This window comes from Mucilaginibacter sp. (genome assembly GCF_025359345.1).
In the GTDB taxonomy this organism is placed as follows: Bacteria; Bacteroidota; Bacteroidia; order Sphingobacteriales; family Sphingobacteriaceae; genus Mucilaginibacter.
Map to the genome: position 1 here is coordinate 376,806 of NZ_JANYGQ010000032.1, position 16,717 is coordinate 393,522.

General features: G+C 42.1%; 17 protein-coding genes and 1 riboswitch. Of the genes, 7 read left to right on the forward strand and 10 right to left on the reverse strand.

Annotated features, from left to right (window positions below; all coding sequences use genetic code 11):
* Window positions 1–218: 218 nt before the first annotated feature.
* Complete coding sequence (locus tag Q0R52_RS22100) at window positions 219–1,154, forward strand: hypothetical protein (protein WP_295798637.1); 936 nt, start codon at window positions 219–221, stop codon at window positions 1,152–1,154.
* A 244-nt stretch (window positions 1,155–1,398) separates the two neighbouring features.
* Here the strand turns inward: Q0R52_RS22100 and Q0R52_RS22105 are convergent, their stop codons facing one another.
* From Q0R52_RS22105 to Q0R52_RS22125, 5 genes are all read right to left on the reverse strand, one after another.
* Window positions 1,399–2,595, reverse strand: coding sequence for a glycosyltransferase family 87 protein (locus tag Q0R52_RS22105; RefSeq protein ID WP_295798639.1), 1,197 nt, complete (start codon window positions 2,593–2,595; stop codon window positions 1,399–1,401).
* A 136-nt stretch (window positions 2,596–2,731) separates the two neighbouring features.
* A complete protein-coding gene (locus Q0R52_RS22110; protein ID WP_295798642.1) occupies window positions 2,732–3,967 on the reverse strand; it encodes a homoserine dehydrogenase in 1,236 nt (411 codons plus the stop codon).
* Window positions 3,967–5,022, reverse strand: a complete 1,056-nt coding sequence (gene metX, locus Q0R52_RS22115) for a homoserine O-acetyltransferase (RefSeq protein WP_295798646.1) — start codon at window positions 5,020–5,022, stop codon at window positions 3,967–3,969. The genes Q0R52_RS22110 and metX overlap by 1 nt, the downstream gene beginning before the upstream one ends.
* Before the next feature lie 83 nt (window positions 5,023–5,105).
* Window positions 5,106–6,413 (reverse strand): O-acetylhomoserine aminocarboxypropyltransferase/cysteine synthase, encoded by a 1,308-nt coding sequence (locus Q0R52_RS22120; RefSeq protein ID WP_295798649.1) that lies wholly within the window; start codon window positions 6,411–6,413, stop codon window positions 5,106–5,108.
* A 238-nt stretch (window positions 6,414–6,651) separates the two neighbouring features.
* Window positions 6,652–6,761, reverse strand: a riboswitch (SAM riboswitch).
* Between the two features lie 211 nt (window positions 6,762–6,972).
* Complete coding sequence (locus Q0R52_RS22125; RefSeq protein WP_252793205.1) at window positions 6,973–7,446, reverse strand: hypothetical protein; 474 nt, start codon at window positions 7,444–7,446, stop codon at window positions 6,973–6,975.
* A gap of 82 nt (window positions 7,447–7,528) precedes the next feature.
* Here Q0R52_RS22125 and Q0R52_RS22130 point away from each other — a divergent pair, with 82 nt between their 5' ends.
* The 4 genes from Q0R52_RS22130 to Q0R52_RS22145 all read left to right on the forward strand — a co-directional run bounded on the left by Q0R52_RS22130 (window position 7,529) and on the right by Q0R52_RS22145 (window position 11,673).
* Window positions 7,529–7,954: an OsmC family protein gene (locus tag Q0R52_RS22130; protein WP_295798655.1), complete on the forward strand. Its 426-nt coding sequence runs from the start codon at window positions 7,529–7,531 to the stop codon at window positions 7,952–7,954.
* Between the two features lie 33 nt (window positions 7,955–7,987).
* Window positions 7,988–8,824: a maleylpyruvate isomerase family mycothiol-dependent enzyme gene (locus tag Q0R52_RS22135; protein ID WP_295798658.1), complete on the forward strand. Its 837-nt coding sequence runs from the start codon at window positions 7,988–7,990 to the stop codon at window positions 8,822–8,824.
* Between the two features lie 59 nt (window positions 8,825–8,883).
* Window positions 8,884–9,999, forward strand: coding sequence for a hypothetical protein (locus Q0R52_RS22140; protein WP_295798660.1), 1,116 nt, complete (start codon window positions 8,884–8,886; stop codon window positions 9,997–9,999).
* A 288-nt stretch (window positions 10,000–10,287) separates the two neighbouring features.
* Complete coding sequence (locus Q0R52_RS22145; RefSeq protein WP_295798662.1) at window positions 10,288–11,673, forward strand: DUF6089 family protein; 1,386 nt, start codon at window positions 10,288–10,290, stop codon at window positions 11,671–11,673.
* A 142-nt stretch (window positions 11,674–11,815) separates the two neighbouring features.
* Here the strand turns inward: Q0R52_RS22145 and Q0R52_RS22150 are convergent, their stop codons facing one another.
* Window positions 11,816–12,199 carry an SRPBCC domain-containing protein gene (locus tag Q0R52_RS22150; RefSeq protein WP_295798665.1) on the reverse strand — a complete coding sequence of 128 codons (384 nt, stop codon included), beginning with the start codon at window positions 12,197–12,199 and terminating at the stop codon, window positions 11,816–11,818.
* Window positions 12,200–12,303: 104 nt separating this feature from the next.
* Window positions 12,304–12,882: an acetate uptake transporter gene (locus Q0R52_RS22155; RefSeq protein ID WP_295798668.1), complete on the reverse strand. Its 579-nt coding sequence runs from the start codon at window positions 12,880–12,882 to the stop codon at window positions 12,304–12,306.
* Between the two features lie 107 nt (window positions 12,883–12,989).
* Here Q0R52_RS22155 and gpmA point away from each other — a divergent pair, with 107 nt between their 5' ends.
* Complete coding sequence (gene gpmA, locus Q0R52_RS22160; RefSeq protein WP_295798671.1) at window positions 12,990–13,679, forward strand: 2,3-diphosphoglycerate-dependent phosphoglycerate mutase; 690 nt, start codon at window positions 12,990–12,992, stop codon at window positions 13,677–13,679.
* Between the two features lie 81 nt (window positions 13,680–13,760).
* Window positions 13,761–14,219 (forward strand): STM3941 family protein, encoded by a 459-nt coding sequence (locus Q0R52_RS22165; RefSeq protein ID WP_295798871.1) that lies wholly within the window; start codon window positions 13,761–13,763, stop codon window positions 14,217–14,219.
* A 100-nt stretch (window positions 14,220–14,319) separates the two neighbouring features.
* Here Q0R52_RS22165 and Q0R52_RS22170 read toward each other — a convergent pair whose 3' ends face one another.
* From Q0R52_RS22170 to Q0R52_RS22180, 3 genes are all read right to left on the reverse strand, one after another.
* Complete coding sequence (locus Q0R52_RS22170; protein WP_295798674.1) at window positions 14,320–15,159, reverse strand: isocitrate lyase/phosphoenolpyruvate mutase family protein; 840 nt, start codon at window positions 15,157–15,159, stop codon at window positions 14,320–14,322.
* A gap of 53 nt (window positions 15,160–15,212) precedes the next feature.
* The gene (locus Q0R52_RS22175; RefSeq protein ID WP_295798677.1) at window positions 15,213–16,088 is read right to left on the reverse strand and encodes a YitT family protein; all 876 of its coding nucleotides are present in this window, start codon (window positions 16,086–16,088) and stop codon (window positions 15,213–15,215) included.
* 92 nt (window positions 16,089–16,180) lie between these two features.
* Window positions 16,181–16,681 (reverse strand): hypothetical protein, encoded by a 501-nt coding sequence (locus tag Q0R52_RS22180; protein ID WP_295798679.1) that lies wholly within the window; start codon window positions 16,679–16,681, stop codon window positions 16,181–16,183.
* Window positions 16,682–16,717 lie beyond the last annotated feature (36 nt).

Here is a 16,717-nt window from a genome sequence, read left to right on the forward strand (position 1 = left end):
AAATAAAAGTCGGTCATTCAATTGATTTGGCCGCCCGGCGGGACCAGTTCACAGCGGCTTTTTTTCAATCGTGCGGCCCATAAAAATCATATGTTTATGCGATATATATATATTAAAAATAATACGCGATTTTTGCTATTTAAACCACACGATAGCTCTACTTTATCATGTGATCACACACCATTTCTTACTGATCTTTTATCTTTTATCAAATTACTATGAAACAACGATTTTTATATTTATTTATGATTGGTATTGTACTGATCATTACCTCATGCAAAAAAGAAAGCATCAACAAACCGGCAACCGGTTTATCCAAACTCGCGGGTGCAAATGGAACAGAGATTTATAGTGGCGCTTCCGACCCGTCAATCACCATGGGCACGCCAGGCGACTATTTTATTAATCTTTCCACGGATAAGCTTTTCGGGCCGAAAACAGTAGGGGGGTGGGGCACCGGCGTTCTTCTCAGCGACGCGAGTTCTAATGCGGCAGCCATCAATGCTGCATCCGCGGCCCAGCTTTATAACGGAGTCGGTGCCCCGGCCGCTAGCTTTGGTGCAATTGGTGATTTTTATCTTGATACAGTGGCTTATCTTCTATATGGTCCGAAAACGGCCTCGGGTTGGGGCGTGCCCACAAAAGTACAGGCGCCTGGAACCAATGCCGGTGTAAAGACGGATGTTTTTTCAATCGGCGGCAGCAACTGGCTGTGGAATAGTGCATATGTTTATGAAACAGGCCCAGGAAGCTACACTGAATACTTTACCCGGTATTACGTCCGTTTAAACAATACAGTGACGCAGGATGTACTTGACAACGGCATGGTGCTGGTGTATATGCAACCCAGCCCGGTAAATAACCCCAATCAATGGGCGCCGGTGCCGTACCAGTTTGATTCAAGTTTTGGCTACACCGACAATTATGTTTATGTTACCTCGCCGGGGCAGGTTACACTCCATTATTTTTTTATACAGACAGATCCCAGCACTACATTACCTACACTGTCAACCTATAATGATGAGGTGCGCAAATTCAAGATCGTGACGGTAACCGGACAAGGCGGTGTATTTATGGCTCAGCACCACGTCCACCTGGATAATTATCAGGAAGTGAGTAGGATTACCGGCCTATGGCAGCAAGATGCTAAATAGCGCCGCCTGTTTGGTTAAAGATAGCCGTTGCGAAAATTTCGCAGCGGCTATCTAGAGTAAATCTGAATATAACAACTTGAAAAAGGAGGAAAAAGCTATGCCTGGCAGCAGCTTAAAACACAAATGACATGATAAAAACGTGCTGAGCTAAGTGGTAAAGGAACCTTGCCCATAACTATGATAGCAGGCCAGTTTTATGATACCCTAATATAATAAAGATGGATGATTCACCTGCGTATCCCAGTTAACTCTGACCTTGTAGTATTGGTTCGTCGTGAAACTTCCTGGTGAGCATCTCATAAATAATTTTTAACCAAATTAAAAACGATGGCAGTGCAATTAACGCATACGGCGTGACGTAAGCCAGCCGAAGCGGGCGCGGAAAAAGATCGGACTGTGCATTTGTTAGCACTAAAGCAAAAATTATCAAAAAGCGTTCGTAACCGGTTATCGGCCGGTCGAGGTTTACAAACCATATTCCGACGCCTATCATGGCTATAATGTAAGTGGGTGGCTCTGAACCGCTGCTGAAAATTATTGTAAAAATTAATACCGACGCAGCGAGCAGCAATTGATATTGAACATTTCGCCAGTACTTTATTCTAACCATCGAAACGCCAAACACTGCCAGCGCCGGTATAAGCACCATCATATTTGGCAAATTTGGGTAGTGAAAAATTTTGCTGATCATCCCCATAACACAAACGTAGCCGCGTGATGATACCACATTAGCCGCATTTTTTGCAACAAGGTCGGGGTACCAGTCGTGATAAGTTTTTAGTATGAACGACGGTGACGAGAATAACATGGGCAATGCAAACAATACAACAGCCCAAAATACCATGCTTAAAATCAGCTTGATTTTATTATCGGAAAAGAAAAAGAAAGCAAGCCCGACAATGCCGTAAAGTTTTATAGCGGTTCCTATTATTATCATTAAGGCCGCCCAAAAATCCTGCTTGTTCTTAATAAATATAAAACTGAACAACACCAGCGCCGTTATCAACGGGTTTACCTGCGCGTTTCCGGCCGAGCCCATTATGCTGAAAAGGCTTATCATTAGGATAGCCATTTTTTGGTTGTCGTTCAGGGGCAGTTTCATTACCGCCAGGTACAATATCCATGAGTTAAACATCACCCATAAAATAGCGCCAACGCTGTCTGGAAAAATGGTAAAAGGTGCAATAACCAGCGCGAATACTGGCCCGTAGTGGTTCAGGTCGAAATAATATTCAGGTTGTGAGCCAAAAAGGCTGTGTTGTTGTATTAAGTTTAAAAAGTTATGCTTGTAAATAATGTAGTTATTAATATTAGCGTTGCCAATATGGACATCAATAATATGAGGCATAAGTACGCCTTTTAAAACCGGCAGCAAGCTTAAAACAAACCATGCCCCAACAACGAACGATTTATTTGTGAAAAGCTTTGTGATTTTCTGCATCAGGTTGAATTTATCCAGTGTGTCGCAAAGATAATAAACTGGAAGTATCCCACTTAAAATTTTACCACGAGCGAAAAACTAAAAAGGCCCCTTTCGGAGCCGTTTTTAAAAACTAAATAAACCTACAAAAAAAATCTTATACTGCTTCGGCCGTTTCTTTAACCTCTGCTGCCAAATTAACGCCGGCCAGTTGGTCGGCAAAGGCTACAAACGCGTGATTGTCCGCTATTAGCTGTTGGTTAGCTACCAGGCTTTGAAGATTTATCTTCCCGATAACATATTTGTAGCTGCCCGATAAATACCGTTCGTGTATATGGATAAAATCCAAAGCCTCAACAAGGCTTTCATCCTCATACCTTAAATAAATATTCAACTCTATATTGTTAGTGAAGTTGAGCCCCTTGCGTTCTTTGGCTTTCTTATACTCGTACTGATAACCATAACGCAACGCAGCGATATCAGATAGTACAGCAGAACCTGTAGGGTGGCCGCCTGCGCCTTTACCGAAAAAGAACTGTTGATCGGCAAAAGCAGCCTGTACAATTACACCATTGTATTCGTACTCAACATTATATAAAAACTCTTTTTCGTTAACAAACTTAGGCAGTACAAAAAGCGCGACATGTTTATCATCAAGTTCTTTGGCAACGGGCACCAATTTTATCTTCAAATTCTTTTCGCGCGCATACTGTAAATCGTTGGCCGAAAGATTCTGGATTCCCAGGTTAAACACGTCATCCGGTTTTACTACAACGCCATAGGCGTGGGCAGCAGCTATAACCAGTTTGTATTTGGCATCAAAGCCGCCAACGTCACTGGTAGGGTCGGTTTCGGCAAAGCCGAGGTCTTGCGCCTGTTTTAATGCGGAGTCGTAGTCCAGGCCCTCGTTAAATCCTTTTGAAAGAATGTAGTTTGATGAACCGTTAAATATTCCACTCACCGAGTGCAGCAACTCATTGTCATAATACTCTTCGAGGTTGCGGATAATAGGAATACTGCCGCAAACCGATCCTTCATATAATAATGATGTTCCGTATTTGTGCTGAAGCTCAATCAATTCATCCAGGTGCAGCGCAATCATCTTTTTACTGGCCGATACCACGTTTTTGCCGGTGCTTAACGCGCGCGAAACAATTTCAAATGCAGCTTCTGTATCATTTATCAGCTCAACAATGGTGTTTATCTCCGGGTTATTAAGCAACTCATCCCTTTCCGTTGTAAACAAATGCGATGGGAGCGAACGCTGTTTATGCGCATCCTTTATAGCGATCTTTACAATCTCGAGGTTTAAATGCTTGGTTTTGATAATATCATACAATCCCTGGCCAACTACGCCAAATCCAAATAGTCCGATGTTTAATTTTTTACTCATTACGCTGTGCGTTGTAATTCAATAATCTTTCCTTTAACGTCTGTTTTAAAAAACGACGTCATTATTTTTGTTAATGGTTCTGTTTCTATTAAAAAGCCGTCGTGGCCGTAAAACGATTCCAGCTCGGCGAAAACGGCCTTTGGTATATGCTGAAAAAGGTATTGCTGTTCTTCGATCGGGAACAATACATCGGATTTTAGGCCGATAACCAGCGTTCTCGCTTTCACCAGGCTTAAAGCCTTTTCAACCCCATGCCTGCCGCGGCCCACATTATGCGAATCCATGCTTTTCGACAAGTACCAATAGCTGTAGGCATTGTAGCGATTCACCAGTTTCTGTCCCTGGTAATTTTGGTATGATGCCGCTTTGAAACTATCGGTTACACTGTCTTCATCCTCTTGCTGGGTAACCGAATAGGTTTTATAATTACGATAGGAGAGCAGGGCAACGCTCCGTGCCGCTTTTAATCCTTTTTGTCCGCCATCTGGTGAGTTGGAATAGAAAGTGCGGTCGGCACTGATAGCCAGGCGCTGCGACTCGTTGAAGGCAATGCCCCATGGCGAGTGTTTAGCGTTTGAAGCGATCAGGATTAGGTTTTTAATCCTCTCTGGTTGGGTTATCGCCCATTCAACAGCTTGCTGGCCGCCGAGCGAGCCACCAAGTAAAATTTCAATATCATTAATGCCGAGGTTGTCGGCCAGTAAGGTATGCGCTTTAACCATATCCCGAACCGTAAACTCCGGGAATGAAAGGTAATAGGGCTGCCCGGTTACGGGGTTTGTACTCAGCGGGCAAGTGGTGCCGTAGTGCGATCCCAGGATGTTGGCACAAACTATAAAATAATCTTCCGGGTTAAAGTAGTCATTGTCGCCAAATAAACCTTTCCACCAATCAAAAACGTCAGAATTTGCAGTGAGGGCATGGCATACCCAAACCACATTATCCGCGTTTTTATTAAGCTTTCCATAAGTATTGTAGCCTATCTGCAACTCTTTCAGCTGCTTTCCCGACTCCAGTTCAAATGGTTTGTTGTATTTAAATATTTCTGTACTCATTCTTCGTAGTCCTTAGTCTTGAGTCGAAAGTCTATAGTCGTTTTTTATTTACGACTATAGACTTTCGACTCAAGACTATTAATTTATGCACTGATTTTAGCAAATGCCTGCTCAAAATCGGCTTTAATGTCATCTATGTGTTCAATACCAACGGCTATCCTTAACGAATTTGGCAACACACCGGCCGATAATTGTTCTTCGTTTGAAAGCTGCTGGTGTGTTGTTGCCGACGGCTGTATGATTAATGTTTTGGCATCGCCAAGATTGGCCAAATGGCTAACCAGTTGTAAGCTATCAATAAGTTTGCTCGCATTTTCTTTACTGCCTTTAATTTCGACAGATAGAACCGCTCCAAAACCATGCTTTAAATATTTTTTTGCTAATGCATGGTGTGGCGATGACGGCAAACCCGGGTAATTTACCTTATCAACCAGCGGATGCTGTTCCAGCCATTTGGCTAGTTCGAGCGCATTGTCAACGTGGCGCTGAACCCGTAACGATAGCGTTTCAAGTCCTTGTATATTTAACCATGAATTGAATGGAGACTGCGATGGGCCAAAATCGCGCAACCCCTCAACGCGCGCGCGGATTATAAACTGGATATTACCAAATGGACCGCCAATGCCAAATACGTCGGCAAATACCAGGCCATGGTAACCTTCGGATGGCTCAGTAAACTGCGGGAATTTACCGTTGCCCCAGTTGTAAGTACCGCCGTCGACGATCACACCGCCAATGCTGGTACCATGACCACCGATCCATTTGGTTGTCGACTCAACCACAATATGTGCTCCATGTTCCAATGGCCTGAACAGGTAACCGCCTGCGCCGAATGTATTGTCAACTATCAACGGCAAGTCGTGCTTATTGGCTAATGCCGAGACTTTATCAAAATCAGCAATGTTAAAGCCGGGGTTGCCTATGGTTTCCAGGTAAATAGCTTTGGTTTTATCGTCAATTAGCAGTTCCAAGTTTTCGGCAGTGTCATCTTTGGCAAAACGAACATCAATTCCGAGGCGCTTAAAGGCTACTTTAAACTGGTTATAGGTACCTCCGTATAAAAATGGTGATGTCACAAAATTATCACCGGCCTGCAGTATATTATTTAAGGCAATAAACTGAGCTGACTGGCCCGACGCGGTTGCCAAAGCAGCTACGCCGCCTTCGAGGGCCGCGATACGCTTTTCAAAAACATCGGTGGTTGGGTTCATTATACGTGTGTAAATGTTGCCAAACTCCTTCAAGGCAAACAGGTTTGCACCGTGTTCGGCATTCTTAAATACGTATGATGTAGTTTGATAGATAGGCACAGCGCGTGAGCCTGTAGTTGGGTCGACCTCCTGACCCGCATGCAATTGTAATGTTTCGAATTTTAGATTGGCAGATGACATGTTTTCTAAGATTTAATTTTTATGAAATTTGTTGATTTAGCTACAATGGCGAAATATATCACCAGTTGTGAGACACGTACGTTTCCGGGAAAAGAAAGTAAAACGTGTTAAGGTTTAACGACTGCAACAAATACACATATAGCCTTTTGATGGACTATAAACATATACTAATGCGGCGCTTTTTGGGGCCTTAAAAAATGTTGGGAAAATTGTGTAAATCAAACTTTTCATGGTTATTAATTTATATTCCCCGGGGTATTTACCGGGCCAGGAATTGGCACCTTCTCCACTATCTGAGGGTTGCCAGCGGGTCACTGAGCCTGATCTCTCGCCGCTTCTTTATAAATCAAAACCTTTTGCGGAGGTAATGATCTTGGTATCGCTACCAAATATTGTTGCAAATATAAGGTGATATTTGCGAGGATTCCAAATTTAATTTTCTTTTACCGGGAAAGGTGAAAGGCAAAAGGTAAAAGCGGGAAGGTTTTGTGCGCTAGTTGCAGCAATTTTTTTGAGGTTTAAAAACTCAATCAACCGCTCAACCTAATCAACCACTCACCTAATTATAGGCCGTTATTTGCTTATCACCCACCACCTGTATATCGTATTCTTTTTTCAGCGGGTCGTATGGTACTGATTCGTTTATACTGATATAAATGTTTCCCAGTTCTTTGACCGAATAGGTTTGGATATCGGCAACCATGCCGTCTTTTATCAGGTACTGCGAAATAGATTCGCGGATGAGGTTGTATTGGTTAAGCTCGTTTGTTTCAATTTCAATAAAAAGCCGCCGTCCGTCGACTCTAAGTGAGATGATGTTGTGGGTGCCGCCATTAAGTGTTAATGCATATTTCCTGTTTTTCGTATTATTATCTTTTTTAGTGATCACGTAGCCTTTGGCAGTCAGAAAAGTATCGGCCTGGTGTATGTTGTTGTTTAATAGATATTTAATATCCTCGTATGAAATTAAACTTTTTTGACTGAGGCCGCGTGAGGCTATTATCATCAAAATAAAAAGAAAGAAATACTTCATACGATGTTATTAATATTACATCCAAGTTAAACTAATAATATGGTAAAGTATTACCTTAGCTTCATTGTTACAAAAATAGAATATGCCTAAAATAGAACTTGCTCGCGTAAAAGGCGACTTCGGCTTTGAAGCAAAAGACGAACAGGGACATGTAGTTAGAATGGATAGCAGCCCGGAAAGCGGTGGCTGGGATTTCGGAGTACGTCCGATGCAAATGCTGTTGATGGGCCTTGCAGGATGCTCGGCCATAGATGTAATAACCATCTTGAAAAAACAGCGCCAGGACGTTAAGGATTATAAAATGATAGTTAACGGCGACCGCGAAGCAGGCGTTGAGCCATCACTATGGAGAGAGGTATCGATCGAATTTCACCTATACGGGAAGGTTGACGAAGATAAGGCGGTGAAAGCTGCAGAATTATCAATTAACAAGTATTGCTCTGTTGCGGCTACTTTGGTAAAGGCCGGTGCCCAAATTAAATGGAAGGTTTTCGTGCATTCGGCTTGATGGATTAATCAAGAGCCAGGATAAACTGCTTTTATGGATAAGCCAATACCCATTCAAACGCTTCATCTTTTTCCTGTTTTAGATAAACTACTGATTGAGTTGTTGCGTTCGCTAGAGCCTGCAGACTGGGTTCGGCCAACCATTTGCCCGTTATGGACTGTTAAAGATATTGCAGCGCATTTGCTTGATACCGATATGCGTACCATTTCGGGTGCGCACAACCATTTCGGTAAAGCCCCTGAAAATATTAATTCCTACAGCGACCTGGTAGATTACCTTGACGAACTTAATGCCGTTTGGGTAAAGGCGATGGACCGGGTAAGTCCTCAGCAACTTGTTGCAATGCTTGAAGCAACCGGCCCTCAATATTGTGATATCATGGCGTTGCGCAAACCCTTCGAAACAGCGAAGTATGCAGTTTCATGGGCGGGCGAAGAACAATCGGAAAATTGGTTTGACGTCGCCCGGGAATACACCGAGAAGTGGCATCACCAACAGCAAATACGCGATGCCGTTGGCAAACCCGGAATCATGCATCGTGAATTATTTTACCCCTGCATGGACACCTTTATGCGGGCATTGCCACATACTTACCGAAATGTTAACGCTGAAGATGGCAGGCTAATACAATTCAGCATCAGCACAAGTGACGGCGGGGATTGGTATCTTCAAAAAAATGGAACAGGATGGGCTCTGGTTGATAACCAAGCGGGCAAAATGTCGGACGCAGTGATTGAGCTAATGCCTGATACAGCTTGGAAATTATTTACCAAAGGTATGACAGCAACGGCCGCCATTGGTGATTCTTTGTTGCAGGGAGATAATAAATTAACGCACCCTTTGTTTAGTATGCTATCGGTAATGGCATAATAAAATTCTGTATTTTACTATTGGATATTTTATTAGATTTATCCCTAAACCTTATTTGAATGAGAAAACTGATACTTTTCTGCTTCCTGTGCTGTTTTTCAATTGCTGCCAGCGCGCAGGGTGTTCAGCGTCATATTAATTTTAACCCGATTGATAACGACAGTTTGAATATGTCGTTAAATGCGGACTATAATTTGATTGAAGATAGTTGCGCAACAATTATCAGGCACGTACGCTTTAGCTTCGGGACCAGGAAATTTCACGGACGGTTTACCGATATTAGAAAGGACAATTCCGCAATTATCTTAACTGAAGGGAATTACAGCACGGACGGCCTGAAGGATGGCATTTTTATACTTCGGTACGGTAACGGAAACATAAGGGCAAAAGGTGCTTTCAAAAATGATGCGTTTATCGGCAAATGGGAATTGTTTTACGAAAGCGGCAAACCCGAATTAACTTTTGAAGCTAGTGAAGGAGTTTGTGATATTACTGACGCCTGGGATGCGAACGGGGGTAAAACGGTTGATAAAGGAAGCGGAAATTACGTTGTTAACCTGCAGGTTTTTTCGTGGAAGGGAAAGCTTACCGGCGGTAGACCCGATGGTACATGGAAAATGTATAAAAACAGCGACCCGGATAAAGAGACGGTTTCTACAGAGCATTTTAAAAAAGGGGAATTTGTTAACGGCGAAAATACAATGGGAGAGTACACCAACTCGTCGCGTATAAAACTGGTTGAACCGGCCATGTTTTCGTTCGTCAATACTGAATCGATGAAAATCGGTACACCATGTAACATGCAACCGGGTGGGCACACGGTTACAAACGCACATTATAAATCGGGCATGGACGCTTTTAATAGCATTCTTAATAATGAGTTTGCTACTTTTTTCTATAATAATAGTAAAAACAAATTATCCGATGTGCAGGACCATTTTGAAATAACAGGTGAGATATCTGTGGAAGGGCGCATCGTTAACCTTACAAGAAAAGGCGGCAGCAGCATAGGGTGGGTTGTGCAAAATATTATCAAAATTATACAACGCCAGCCGCAGCTTATACCAGCTACAATTGATGGTAAACCTGTGAAAGAGCAATTTAAAATTACGTTAGACTATACAAACGGGGAGTATTCTTACACGTTCAGATTTATGCCTTTATGGGGAAATTGATCCTGTTAACAACAAAAATTGTACTATTTTAAGGTCATATCTCAATAGCGGTAAGTTTATCCCGCGGATTTAACTCATCATTCTTTTCGGCATTTTTGTTAGCCTTGACCAGGCCCTTTGTTACCATTGCTACTCAACTCTTTACACCGTTGCTACAACTTTGACTATTGTTTTTACCTGCCCCGATATGTCAATATGTTGATAACCTTATTATGTTCATGGCACTGATGTTGCCATTCATGAGTATGCTTATAACTTAAAAAAAGCATACAATTAAATCACACAACAATGAAATCAAATTTTAAAAGAGCAAGCCTGCTGGTAACCGGACTTTTGGTAGGCGGTAAATTATTCGCTCAAAGCCCCGATACTACAAGGGCGACTACAACAGACTATGTTAAACCATTTTCGAGCGAAGATTCGTTCCGCACCTGGTCAATAGGAGTTAGCGGCGGTATATTAAGCCCTTACACTATTATCGGGTCGAACAGGAAACAAGACTTTACGCATCCAAAAGTTGAGTTGGGTTATGGAGCTTACATTAAAAAACAAATTACATCTGGTTTTGGCATCCAGGCCGACTTTATGGGCGGCAAACTTGGTGGCGAGAACAGCCAGGTAGGTCCATTAGGTAACACTTATGACAGCTACAGCACTAAATTGCATTATGCGGTAAGCTTAAGCGGAAATGTTACGGTGGGGAATATCAGCTGGCGCAACAACAAAAATGCTATCCAGCCATATGTTACCGCAGGTGTCGGTGCTATGCACTACACGCCGGTAATAACTTCGGGCGGAGTAAGCCAGAATTTTAAAACCGCCGATAACGGTTCGATAAACGAATTGTTTGTACCCGTAGGAGTTGGCGTTAAATTAAACGTTGCCCGTGGGGTGAACATTGATTTAGGCTACCAGCTTAACTTTGTTTATTCAGACAATGTTGATGGATTTAACTACGGCTCAAATAACGACAGGTTCTCGTATGCACACGCAGGTTTAGAGTTTGCACTCGGCAAATCGTCAAAACCACAGATGGCGTCGCATAACCCTGTTTCATCAATGAGGACAGAATATTTAACTGAAAATCAGAATACTAAAAACCAGTTGCAGAGCGAGATAGACGCTCAAAAAGCGCAAAACGACCAGTTGAAAGCAGATTTGGCTACAACTAATGCAAACCTTGCCAAATTCACTACCGACAGCGATGGCGATGGTGTCCCTGACTTTTTTGATAAGTGCCCTAACACTCCAACCGGAACAAAGGTTGATGGTGCAGGTTGCCCATTACCGGTCGCCAAGCCCGATGTTAAGGTTTACGTAACCGAAGAAGACAGAAAAGTTGTAAAAGAAGCTATTAAAAACCTTGAGTTTGATTTTGGTAAAGCAACTATACGTGCACACTCATACCCAAGTTTGGATCGTGTGGCCGATTTGCTGGTAGCTAAAAACTTCAGCTTGAAACTGGCAGGACACACTGATAATGTAGGTTCGAACGATGCTAACTTAAGGTTGTCGAAAGAACGTTCTGAATCAATCAAATCTTACCTGGTAAGCAAAGGTGCTAATGCATCACGTATTGAAGCTACCGGTTATGGCGAAACACAGCCAATTGCAAGTAATAAAACTGCAAAAGGCCGTCAGCAAAATCGCAGGGTTGAGTTTACATTATTTTAGTAATAACAACAACTCTATATAAATGTAAAGCGCCCGGTGACACCAGGCGCTTTTTTGTATAAGTAGATTATTTGTAGTTGTATTACTTAGGATTTATATTGCGATCAAATTCCGCAAATCCATACCATCCTGCAAATCGTGTTTACTCGACCTCAAAAAATTCAGCGAGTGCACCAAAGTAGCTGTTATCCCATCCTTCAGCAAAGTCATTAAACTCAGCGGCAGGTAAATTGGTGTGTCTTAGCTCAATGGACGTGCCGTCTTTATCCGGGTGCAGTTTAATCGTTACAATAGATTCTTCGGGTTGCCCGTCAAAGTACCACTGTTGTACAATTTTTTTGTTCTCCTCAAATTCAAGATTTCTACCAACAATACTTCCTTCCCACATTGAAAATTCAGAACCCGGCTCGGTCGACATTTCTGCGGTTTCGCCAGTCCATAGTTCAATGGTAAGCGGGTTAGTTAAAGCTGTATAAACCTCTTCGGGGGTTGCGGGTAAACGATAATATTTTTTAAAATCAGGCACAATTAACACGATTTAATGATTGAAATGATTAACACGATTTAATATCGCAAAGATATAACACCTGCACGTTAATCCTGTAAATCTTACAAATCCTTAAATCGTGTCTATCCAAGCGGTAAAACCGTCTTACCGTAAACTTCATTCAAAACATTTGCTATGCCCGCATAAATGGCCGAAGCGCCACAAAATATACCTTCGTATCCGGCAAATTTTTCAAAGCTTTCGTTGCCGGTGGCATGTTTGGCGGCCAACAAAAAGAACAATATAACCAATGTTCCGAATACAATCTGTAGTGCGCGGTTCAGCTTTAATGTGCCAAAGAACAGGAATAAAGTAAACAGACCCCACATTACCAGGTATGCGCACATCGCGCTTTCTGCTGGTTTTGCGGCCCAGCCGAATTTAGGGATCACGATTAAACCTACCAGCGACAGCCAGAAAAAGCCGTATGATGTAAATGCGGTGAGTCCGAAAGTATTGTTCTTTTTAGCCTCAATAATGCCGGCAATAACCTGTGCAAGGCCGCCGTAAAAAATACCCATAGCAAGTATCATCGAATTCATTTCGAAGAAGCCAGCGTTGTGAAGGTTAAGTAAAACGGTGGTCATGCCAAAGGCGCACAGACCGAGCGGGGCGGGGTTGGCAATGCCGTCCTTAACCGCAACTGGAGTTGTAGGAATCATAGTTTAAAGGTTTTTTTGTTGGTTTTCAATGCAATTTAACTGTTCCTGATACATTTACCAATTTTTTCTGCAAACTGATGAGTAACTTTATGGTTAACCACATAACCATGCAAAAAATAGTACTGCTGCGCCACGGCGAAAGTGTTTGGAATAAAGAGAACCGTTTCACCGGGTGGACTGATGTAGACCTGTCCGAAGAAGGCTTTAAACAGGCCAAACGCGCCGGAGAAATTTTAAAAGCACAAGGTTATAATTTTGATATGGGATTTACCTCGCTTTTAAAGCGCTCGATAAAGACCTTGCATATTGTACTGGAGGAATTAGACCATTTATGGATACCCGTACAAAAATCGTGGCGTTTAAATGAGCGTTTTTACGGGGCCTTACAGGGACTGAATAAAGACGAGACCATAGCCAAATACGGCCCCGAACTTGTTCAAAAATGGCGCCGGGATCCGCACGAACTGCCGCCTGCCATTACTAAAGATGATGACCGTTATCCCGGTAAAGACCTGCGCTACAAAGCTCTTACCGAACGTGAGCTGCCGTTAACCGAAAACCTGAGCCAGACCATGGACAGGGTTTTGCCTTTTTGGAACGAGTTTATTATACCGGCCATTCGCAAGAATCAAAAAGTGATTGTTTGCGCACACGGCAACAGTTTGCGGGCATTGATACAATATATCGACCACCTGACCGATGAAGAAGTCACCCAGCTTGATTTACCTACCGGCGTGCCGTTGGTGTATGAGTTGGATGAGGGGCTGAACAGGATAAGACATTATTATTTGGAGTGAAATAAAATTGGTTTTATTTCTAAATTTGATAAACCTGTCATTTCAATGGAGTTTAAAATCCGCTATAGCAACACTCTTGTGATGAATATATTCGCCATAATTGTTGCAATATTTTTTGCAATCATGAATTTTATATCTCCAATAGCAAAACATGGCCTTTCACATTATTTATATATTGGGTGGTTGCTCATTGCCATAGCAAGGTTCTTGATTTATCGAAAATATATTTATTTCGGTGTGAAAAATAAGGCAGTACTCACTGTTGACGAAATTTGTATTTATGACATGATAAAAAACACAAAATATTATTGGAGCGACATAAAGGAAGTTTATGAAAAAAATGCCTATCTCTACATAACGCTTTATAACCCGGTTGAATATTTAAATAATTTTCACAGTCCTATTAAAAAATATTTTGCAAAGCGCCGTATCAATTCAAAGAAACGGACGCCTTACTATATAAACATCGATGTAGTAAATGTTAATCCGAATGTGCTTTTAGAACTGTTGGACGACTACAGCATTGAGGCAGCGCAGTGATTAATGAGGGGATCTTAATTAAATAGTTACCGACAGCTTTCCAGGTGATGTCCCGCAAAAAAATAAGTAGTTAGACTAGAAAACTTCGGATTGAATTGTATTAACTAAACAATTTATTAAAATCCCCATAAGGCACTGTGCTATTTGCAAAAGTAAAGGTGCCTTTGCCGGCAACTTCCTGTGCTGCCCGCATAAAAGCGCCATAAGCCGCTCGGGCAAATGACGACCCAAGGCTTATCCGTTTTACCCCAAGTTCAGCAAGGCCCTCAACCGTAAAATCTGACGAACCAAGGCCCATAACAACCGAAACAGGTTTTGGCGCCACCGCATTTACTACAGCTTTTATATCGGCAACTGTTTTTAAACCGGGGGCAAACAACACGTCGGCGCCTGCATCAGCGAAAGCCACAAGGCGGCGTATGGTATCTTTTAAATCAGGCCGGCCGTGAATCAGGTTTTCCGCACGAGCCGTGAGCGTAAAATGGAAAGGCAGGCTTCTTGCAGCTTCAACGGCAGCCCTAACCCGTTCTAAGGCAAGGTCAAAGGGAATGATCGGGATATCCGGCTTTCCGGTAGAGTCCTCGATAGAGCCGCCGACAAGCCCGGCACTGGCAGCCAGCAAAATGGTTTCCGCACATGTTTCGGGGGATTCGCCGAATCCATTTTCCAAATCCGCTGCAACCGGGATATTGGTTGCCATAACGATATCATGCGCATTTTTTAATGTTTCCGTGAGGCTTACAGCACCCAGGCCATCTGGCTTGGCCAGTGAATAAGCGAGGCCTGCGCTGGTAGTAGTCAAAGCCTCAAAACCAAGGCTCTCTAAAATTTTGGCAGAGCCTGCATCCCATGGATTTGGGATTACAAAAATACCTTCGCGCTGGTGTAGAGCTTTTAATTTTTCGGCTTTGGCTGCTTGTAACGGATGAGATGATTGCATATTACTAAAGGTAGATGTTGTTTGAAAGCTATTAGTTGTTTTTAAAAACAGGTTTAGTGAGATAATACGTGTCGTTTAATTAACCCGCCTTTAACTTCTGATACTGAATGTGTTATGATAAATGCATTAGGATCAACCTGTTGAACTGTATTTACAAGGCGCGATACATCAAGTCTTGTTATCACAACATATAAAATGTCGATATCCTTATCTTCAATCGCGTTTCTGCCATAGCCGCGTTCTCCTTTATAAACGGTTACCCCCCTACGCAATTGCCGGATAATTACATTTTTTATCAATTCGCTTTTGGGCGATATAATGGTGACTGCCGTGTATTCATCAAAGCCCTGCACAATATAGTTAATCATTTGCGAGGCAGAGAGATAGGTGAGGATGGAATATAACGCCGAGTGTATCCCCAAAAAAAATGCCGCCACACCAAATATTAATATATTGATAACCAGGATAATTTGCCCTACAGAAAGGAATGATTTAGGGTTGATATAAACCGCCAGCAGTTCTGTACCATCAATAACGCACCCGCCCCGCATAGCTAACCCTATGCCTGTGCCCAGGAAAAAGCCACCAAAAACTGCGGTAAGCAACTTGTCATCAGTAACAATTGGAAATTTAAAAAGGTATAGAACAATTGATAGCAGACAGATAGCTATTAAAGTTTTAATAGCGTAAAGCTTATTGATCCGTTTAAAGCCGAGCCAAATAAATGGCAGGTTTATCACAATAATTAAAACAGATATCGGCGCACCGGTTGTTGAACTGACTAACAGTGATATACCCGTTACCCCGCCATCAATAAAGTGATTAGGGATTAAAAAACCTTTTAACCCGAAGGCAGCACTAAATATGCCGGCAATTATCAGCAGCACATTAGTAATTTCTTTTCGGGTGTTTACTTTGGTTCTTTTCATATATTGGCATTAGGATGTTTAAAAGTATCAAATTTTTAAATGCAAGGCTTTTTGTTATGCACAATTTAAGCCTTGCATATTAATAATTACATTTAAATGCTTTTCTGCACCTCCAAAACAGGCAGTCTGTTTTTAATACCGGCTTTTAACATTTCCTCCCATTGGACGGCTATCCGGCCAGCTTTCTTTAAATTGCCTTCGTTGTCAACATATTGCTTATAAAAATCAATACAGTATATGGGGCGTTTATTGTTATCCCATAGTACCAGTTGAAGAAGTTGAATTGAAGTACCTTGTCTTTTTTCGTCAAGAGTGCAATCGCTTATGTCTTTCAAGTCGATTAATTCTGATGAATAATCCTGAAGATTTACCTTTACAATGATTTTTTTCAACTGGTCAATAGCAATAGCAAGCGAATCAAGTTGGTCAACAACATGGAATATCAGGCCATGGTGTTGTTCGAGCAAATGGAGCTCATGTGTTATTCTTCTTTTCTTTTTGTTGCGCGAACTTCTGACAGCAAGGTATACGGGAATAAATATAATAAGGAATAAAATAGCCGCAATAAGGCCATTCTCTATGGTATTGTTCATTTTTTTAAATTTAAGATGGAAAAATCAGGCGTAGTT

Coding starts and splice junctions, on each gene's coding strand:
- Q0R52_RS22170 (WP_295798674.1), bottom strand. CDS start 15,159: ATGCAATCATCTCATCCGTTACAAGCAGCCAAAGCCGAAAAATTAAAA.
- Q0R52_RS22105 (WP_295798639.1), bottom strand. CDS start 2,595: ATGCAGAAAATCACAAAGCTTTTCACAAATAAATCGTTCGTTGTTGGG.
- Q0R52_RS22140 (WP_295798660.1), top strand. CDS start 8,884: ATGAGAAAACTGATACTTTTCTGCTTCCTGTGCTGTTTTTCAATTGCT.
- metX (WP_295798646.1), bottom strand. CDS start 5,022: ATGAGTACAGAAATATTTAAATACAACAAACCATTTGAACTGGAGTCG.
- Q0R52_RS22155 (WP_295798668.1), bottom strand. CDS start 12,882: ATGATTCCTACAACTCCAGTTGCGGTTAAGGACGGCATTGCCAACCCC.
- Q0R52_RS22145 (WP_295798662.1), top strand. CDS start 10,288: ATGAAATCAAATTTTAAAAGAGCAAGCCTGCTGGTAACCGGACTTTTG.
- Q0R52_RS22130 (WP_295798655.1), top strand. CDS start 7,529: ATGCCTAAAATAGAACTTGCTCGCGTAAAAGGCGACTTCGGCTTTGAA.
- Q0R52_RS22165 (WP_295798871.1), top strand. CDS start 13,761: ATGAATATATTCGCCATAATTGTTGCAATATTTTTTGCAATCATGAAT.
- Q0R52_RS22100 (WP_295798637.1), top strand. CDS start 219: ATGAAACAACGATTTTTATATTTATTTATGATTGGTATTGTACTGATC.
- Q0R52_RS22135 (WP_295798658.1), top strand. CDS start 7,988: ATGGATAAGCCAATACCCATTCAAACGCTTCATCTTTTTCCTGTTTTA.
- Q0R52_RS22120 (WP_295798649.1), bottom strand. CDS start 6,413: ATGTCATCTGCCAATCTAAAATTCGAAACATTACAATTGCATGCGGGT.
- Q0R52_RS22110 (WP_295798642.1), bottom strand. CDS start 3,967: ATGAGTAAAAAATTAAACATCGGACTATTTGGATTTGGCGTAGTTGGC.
- Q0R52_RS22175 (WP_295798677.1), bottom strand. CDS start 16,088: ATGAAAAGAACCAAAGTAAACACCCGAAAAGAAATTACTAATGTGCTG.
- gpmA (WP_295798671.1), top strand. CDS start 12,990: ATGCAAAAAATAGTACTGCTGCGCCACGGCGAAAGTGTTTGGAATAAA.
- Q0R52_RS22180 (WP_295798679.1), bottom strand. CDS start 16,681: ATGAACAATACCATAGAGAATGGCCTTATTGCGGCTATTTTATTCCTT.
- Q0R52_RS22125 (WP_252793205.1), bottom strand. CDS start 7,446: ATGAAGTATTTCTTTCTTTTTATTTTGATGATAATAGCCTCACGCGGC.